Origin of the sequence: Fibrobacter sp. UWT2 (assembly GCF_900142545.1) — a bacterium.
Classification (GTDB): Bacteria; Fibrobacterota; Fibrobacteria; order Fibrobacterales; family Fibrobacteraceae; genus Fibrobacter.
This window is the reverse complement of sequence record NZ_FRBF01000017.1, coordinates 61,076-67,173: the sequence shown is the minus strand read 5'-3', so window position 1 is coordinate 67,173 and position 6,098 is coordinate 61,076. Positions and strand designations below refer to the sequence as shown.

The window sequence follows — 6,098 nt, the reverse complement described above, 5'->3', positions numbered from 1 at the left end:
TTTCAATTATAATCAAAGGATTTCTTTTTTTCAGCACCGCCAGAAGGCTTCTTTAGAACCACCAGCCTAGCTGGTGGTTTTCGTTCTTACAAAAAAAGCTCCCCGAAGGGAGCTTTTCTAATGCTGTTTTAAAGGAGCTTACTGGATCTTACAAGAAACAGTAGATGCTCCAGTGAAAGACACGCAGATATTGTCAAACGCAACAGCGCCCTGCTTAATCTGGCCAATTTCGCCGCCCTGATTGCTGAAGCCCCAGCCACTGCCAGCACCAGTCTTGTAATCAACAATGGTCTTGGAGTTGTAGGTCATGGTAAAGGTCATGCCAACATTCTGGTCGTCAGCCTTACCATCGCACAAAACCTGAATATTCGGAGAATAACCGGAATTGCTCCAAGTTCCACGAATAGACATGCAGCCTTCGTTCTTGACATCCATTGCAGTACTCTTGATCTGGTCACCATCGACTTCAAACAAGTAATCAGGCAAGCTAGAATCAGTAGCCTTAACTTCAGGGCAAGTCACCTGCTGAACGGTGTTATCATCGTTTGCCACCGAAAGCGTCGGAGTATGAAGATTGCCCTTCTTCTCGAAGACATGCTGATAGGCTACAGCATCGGCGCCGAGATCCGTGCCATCCCAGGTGTAACCGGTAATGTTGGCCTGCGACTGGCAAGCAGCAGTCCAAGTTGCAACACCCTGGTCATCAGTGATATCACCACCAGCGGCAGTACAAGTACAAGTAATCGGGAAGCCGTTCACCTGAAGCGGAGAACAGGTTACCGGATAGTTTGCACCCTTATAGGTCACGACGACAGAAGCACCGAACTGACCGGAAGCGGCATAAGTGATATTGCCACTGGAGGTGCTCTTCTGGGTTCCGTCATCCACACCGCCGGTAGTGGTCCATGCGTAAACGGCTTTGGCAACTTCAACCGGATCGAAGCCAGCGAAACTCGAATTTGCCTTGAACGTCCATTTAACAGATTCGCCCTTGCTAATGGTAGCCTTTGCCGGAGCGCAAGTACCGAAAGTATCGTCACTGACAATTTCGATACTGCTAGAAGAACCCGGAATCGGGTCATCAATAATCGTTGCAGAAGAAGTCGGCTTGTCGACAATCACGAACGGGTCTCTAGAAGCAGAGGAACTAGGATTCTGGTTCTGATCCTGCTGTTGCTGTCCCTGGTTCGGATCTTCAATCGGATCCGGATCTTCTTCGATCGGTTCATCACCATTCAGGTAAGCCTGGTACTGAACATAGCAGCCAGGATCTTCCTTACAACTGGCCAAGGCATCATTCTTCAGAGTAACAAGTTCGCTGCTAGGACCGCCCGTTGCCGGATCCAAAGCATAAAGACGCAGCATAACTTCATCTTCACCACTCATCTGGTTAATATTGCCTTCACCGCAAGCCCAGAAGCTTGCAGCGGCGATAACAGCAAACGAGACTCCTGCTAAAAGTTTCTTATTCATAATAAAACCTCTTTAGCCGAAAAATACATTATTCAAATTGAAAATGCTACAACCGTACCAAAAATCGTGCTTAAAAGCACATATTTTTTGCATACAAAATTTGCGTTCACACGTCAATGTAAATCTAAGTTTACTTGCATGAAAAATGGGGCGAATTACTGTTCTTCGTCCACCGAAATCTTACGCTGGCCGGTAATAAACTGGTGCACGTAGGGGTTGGTCGTGTTCTTGATTTCGTCCACCGTACCCACTTCAATAATACGGCCATTATACAGCATGGCAATACGGTCGGCCACCTTGAATGCACTCACCATGTCATGAGTCACCACCACAGACGTAACACCCAGCTTGCTCTGCATATCCAGAATCAAGTCGTTGATCACGTCACTCGTAATCGGGTCAAGGCCGGTCGTAGGTTCATCGTACAAAAGGATTTCAGGATTCAATGCAATGGCGCGGGCAAGAGCAACACGCTTGCGCATACCGCCCGAAAGTTCAGACGGCATCTTGGTACGGAATTCCGGAACCAAGTTGATCATCTTGAGTTTTTCGGTCACCACGTCCTGGATTTCGGCTTCGCTCATTTCCGGATGATGTTCGCGCAAGGCAAACGCAATATTTTCGCCGGTATCCATGGAGTCAAAAAGGGCGCCCATCTGGAACAGCATACCCATCTTACGACGAATCGTGTGCGTGTCAAAGAACTTGGGCGTACTGATCGTCACGCCGTCCACCGTCACCTCGCCGCCATCCGGTTGCAAAAGCCCAATCATGTGCTTTAGAATCACGGACTTGCCGCCACCGGACTTACCGATAATCACCATAGTCTCGCCACGGCGAATATCCAGGTTCACGTCACAAAGAACGTCCTGCGGGCCAAAGGACTTCTTGAGTCCCTTAAGGCGAATAGCGATATCGTTTGGGTCTATTTTTACGTTGGGCATAGTGACACCTTAGAAGAATAGGATAGCGTCCAAAACAAAGTCTGCAACCAAAATCATGAGGCAGCTGGAAACCACCACGCTCATGGTAGCGATACCCACGCCGCGGGCCCCCGCCTTGGCATTGACGCCATGGTAGTAACCCAGCAAGAAAATCAAGGTTCCGAATACAAAAGACTTGAGCGTACCCGACCACAAATCCATGGGGTCAAACAGGTACTGCATACCGGTCACGTAAGTATAGGTGGTAATATCGAGGCCGAGCACGCAAACAATCCAGCCACCGATAATGCCCAAGGCATTAGAAATAACCGTAAGGCAGGGCACCATGGTAAAGAAGGCCACAAAGCGCGGCATCGCCAAATAGCGGTAGGTATCGAGACCGAGCACCGTGTAGGCGGCCAGTTCCTCTTTTTCTTTCATGGAGCCGAGTTCTGCCGCAATAGCAGACCCCACGCGGCCCGAAAGCACAATCGCCGTCAGCAAGGGGCCAAGCTCAATCAGAATCATCTTACAGGCGGCAGTACCCACGAACTTATCGGCCACCAGATTGTGGAATTCGAATTCGGCCTGCACCGTAGCCACCATGCCCGTAAAGATAGACGTCACGAACAACAGCGGAAGCGATGACACGCCAATCGAAATCATCTGCTTGACAATAAGCACCGGATTCTTGTGGATAAAGCGGAGCTGCTTGAGAGTATTCAACAAGATGCAGATAACTTCGCCAATAGCCGAAATACCGGTTACGAGAACCTCGCCAAACCAGATAAATGGGGCTAATACTAACTGCATCTAGGACTCCTTAGTAACTTCCGAAATCAGCTGGTCCCATATCGCCGGCATCGTCGTAAGCATAAGCTTCGCCACCGCCTTCGCTTTCAGGAGTGAAATCGTAGAACGTTGTGTATTCCGGAATGAAGGTCATGGGAATATCCTTCACCGAACCGTTACGGTGCTTTGCCACAATCAGTTCCGCAGTATGCTTATCTTCTTCGCGGTGAGTCTGTACGAACTTACGTTCCACGAACCACACCATGTCAGCATCCTGTTCGATAGAACCCGATTCACGCAAGTCAGAAAGCTGCGGACGTTCGCGCCCCTTTTCTTCGACCTTACGGCTAAGCTGTGCGAGCGCGATGACCGGAATCTGCATTTCCTTCGCCAGAATCTTGAGGCCACGGGAGATTGCACCGATAGCCACGGCGCGGTTTTCTTCTTTGCCCGTCTTCATGAGCTGCAGGTAGTCGATAATCAGCAAGTCGAGTTTGCCCTTACGCTTGAGCTGGCGGGCCTTACTCATAAGTTCCATGATACCGAGATCTGCGTTATCGTCTACGTAAAGCGGAGCCTGCTGAATGGGCGACACGGCTGCAATCAGCTTTTTCTTTTCGTCGCTGTTGAGATAGCCGTTACGGAGCTTGCTCTGGTCAATCTGCGCTTGCGAACAAAGTAAACGCTGAGCCAGCTGGACACCGTCCATTTCCAAGCTGAAGAAGGCCACATTCTGATGAAAATTGATTGCCGCATTCGCCGCAATCGTAAGTGCGAAAGAAGTCTTACCCACACCAGGACGTGCCGCGAGAATAATCAAGTCGGACTTCTGGAGTCCGTTCGTGAGTTCGTCAAGTTCAGTAATGCCCGTACGAATGCCAGTGATACCGTCCTTGCGGTTGTTCAGGCGTTCCAAGAGCGGCGTCACGAAATTCTGAATCGGCTTCAACGAATCGCGAATCTGGTCGTCAGCAATCGCAAAGATATCGCGTTCGGCATCTTGCAGCACCTCGTCGGGAACTGCCGCCGGATCCATCGCATTCTTGATGACCGCAGACGAAGACTTGATCAGCTTGCGGAGCGTCGCCTTCTTGCGCAGAAGTTCGATATGCCAATCCGCATTGGCCGACGAGGCCACCGATTCCATGAGTTCGAACAGGTATTCGCGACCACCCACCAACTTGAGCTTGTCCATGGTTTCAAGTTCGGCAGCGAGAGTCACCAAGTCAATCGGTGTCACATTGCGGTTAAGCGTGCAAAGGGCAGTCCAAATCAGCTGATGCTTTTCCAAGTAGAAAAAGCTTTCGTCCTTAATGATCATGATGGCATTACCCATCACGTCCGGATCGCGCAAAATACTTCCAAGCAGGCAACGTTCAGCATCCAGGTCCATGGGAACCTGACGGCCTTCGTATGAATTATGTTGATTTTCAAAATCAGGCATCGTCGCCATCCATAGTAATCTTAAGTTCTTTCAGTTTACGCCACAAGGTAGCGCGGCTGATTCCCAGACGCTTGCAGACTTCGGTACGGTTGCCGTTGCACACGCTCAAGGCACGCAGGATGTGCCTGCGTTCCATTTCTTCGAGCGACAAGAGTTCGCCATCCGCTTCGCTTTCAGCAGCGGCCTTCTTTTCGGACTTGCCGCTTTCAAAGGAGATTCCCGGTACTTCCACCGACTCCGCTTCAATTACCTGGGGCTCTGCATTGTGGTCGCCCTTAATATGCGGAATCGCCATCGTCTGTTCGCAGGCATAGGCTTGCACCTCTTCGGGCAAGTCTTCCAGGCGGATCACGCCGCCTTCAGCTAACACAGTAGCGTGCTCGATAATGTTTTCGAGTTCACGAATGTTGCCCGGATACGAATACTTAGTCAACGCGTACAAAGCCGCCGGTTCAAGGTCGACAATTTCCTTGCCCTGGGCATCCTTGTTTTTCAAAATGAAATACTTGATCAAGTTCGGGAGCGCAGGCTTGCGTTCGCGGAGCGGCGGCAAAAGCAAATGGAAGGTGTTTAGGCGATAATACAAGTCTTCGCGGAAACGGCCTTCTTGCATAGCCTCTTGCAAGTCACGGTTTGTTGCAGCCAACACACGCACGTCCAAGTACTGCGGTTGGGTATCGCCCACACGGCGAATTTCGTGACTTTGCAAAAAACGTAAAAGTTTGACCTGGGTTGCTGCAGACAATTCGCCGACTTCGTCCAAGAAGAGCGTACCGCCATTGGCGGATTCAAACAAGCCCTTCTTGTCGGCGGTAGAACCGGTATAAGAACCCTTCTTGCTACCGAAGAGTTCGCTTTCCACCAAGTTTTCGGGAATAGCGCCACAGTTTACCGCCACGAACGGTTCGGCGGCACGCTTGCTGTAGCGGTGAATCACATTGGCCAAAAATTCCTTGCCCGAACCGGATTCGCCGGTAATGAGCACCGTACTGTTGGTGGGAGCCACCTTGTAGACAGTCTTTAAAATCTTGCGCATCTCGGGGGTGTTCCCCAAGAGGCCGTCCAGCACCTGGGATTCCATGAGCTGGTTGTTGGACTTGTTCAGTTGCTGGGCACGAACCTTCTGGGCCGTCGATTCCAACTGAGATATAGAAATGGGCTTTTTCAGGAACGTGTTTGCACCGCGGGTAATGGCAGCGGCAGCGCCCTGCCAGTTGCGGTCGTCGCAAAGCACGAAGATTTCAATGCCCGGGTGACGCTCCTTCAAGAAGCTCACCATGTCCATGTTGTCCTGCATTAAAAAGGGAACTTCGATAAACGCCAGGTCTATCGAATCCTTCTTGACGATGGGCATTAAGTCACTCTCGCGGGTACAGGTGAACAAGGTTGTCCCCGCAACCGACCAAGAGTGCTGGATATCGTCGATAAATTTCTGATCCAAGTCCGCGATCAGGATATTCATCGCG

General features: G+C 50.6%; 5 protein-coding genes. All 5 read right to left on the bottom strand.

Annotated features, from left to right (window positions below):
* Window positions 1-138 precede the first annotated feature (138 nt).
* The 5 genes from BUA40_RS11485 to BUA40_RS11465 all read right to left on the bottom strand — a co-directional run bounded on the left by BUA40_RS11485 (window position 139) and on the right by BUA40_RS11465 (window position 6,094).
* On the bottom strand, window positions 139-1,473 hold the full coding sequence (locus tag BUA40_RS11485) for a hypothetical protein (RefSeq protein ID WP_072800998.1): 1,335 nt from the start codon (window positions 1,471-1,473) through the stop codon (window positions 139-141).
* A 155-nt stretch (window positions 1,474-1,628) separates the two neighbouring features.
* Window positions 1,629-2,417 (bottom strand): ABC transporter ATP-binding protein, encoded by a 789-nt coding sequence (locus tag BUA40_RS11480; protein WP_072800997.1) that lies wholly within the window; start codon window positions 2,415-2,417, stop codon window positions 1,629-1,631.
* A gap of 9 nt (window positions 2,418-2,426) precedes the next feature.
* Window positions 2,427-3,209 (bottom strand): MlaE family ABC transporter permease, encoded by a 783-nt coding sequence (locus tag BUA40_RS11475; protein WP_072800996.1) that lies wholly within the window; start codon window positions 3,207-3,209, stop codon window positions 2,427-2,429.
* Between the two features lie 10 nt (window positions 3,210-3,219).
* Window positions 3,220-4,632, bottom strand: a complete 1,413-nt coding sequence (gene dnaB, locus BUA40_RS11470; RefSeq protein ID WP_072801003.1) for a replicative DNA helicase — start codon at window positions 4,630-4,632, stop codon at window positions 3,220-3,222.
* Complete coding sequence (locus tag BUA40_RS11465) at window positions 4,625-6,094, bottom strand: sigma-54 dependent transcriptional regulator (protein ID WP_072800995.1); 1,470 nt, start codon at window positions 6,092-6,094, stop codon at window positions 4,625-4,627. Before BUA40_RS11465 ends, dnaB begins: the two co-directional genes overlap by 8 nt.
* Window positions 6,095-6,098: the final 4 nt, after the last annotated feature.

Coding starts and splice junctions, on each gene's coding strand:
- BUA40_RS11485 (WP_072800998.1), bottom strand. CDS start 1,473: ATGAATAAGAAACTTTTAGCAGGAGTCTCGTTTGCTGTTATCGCCGCT.
- BUA40_RS11465 (WP_072800995.1), bottom strand. CDS start 6,094: ATGAATATCCTGATCGCGGACTTGGATCAGAAATTTATCGACGATATC.
- BUA40_RS11475 (WP_072800996.1), bottom strand. CDS start 3,209: ATGCAGTTAGTATTAGCCCCATTTATCTGGTTTGGCGAGGTTCTCGTA.
- dnaB (WP_072801003.1), bottom strand. CDS start 4,632: ATGCCTGATTTTGAAAATCAACATAATTCATACGAAGGCCGTCAGGTT.
- BUA40_RS11480 (WP_072800997.1), bottom strand. CDS start 2,417: ATGCCCAACGTAAAAATAGACCCAAACGATATCGCTATTCGCCTTAAG.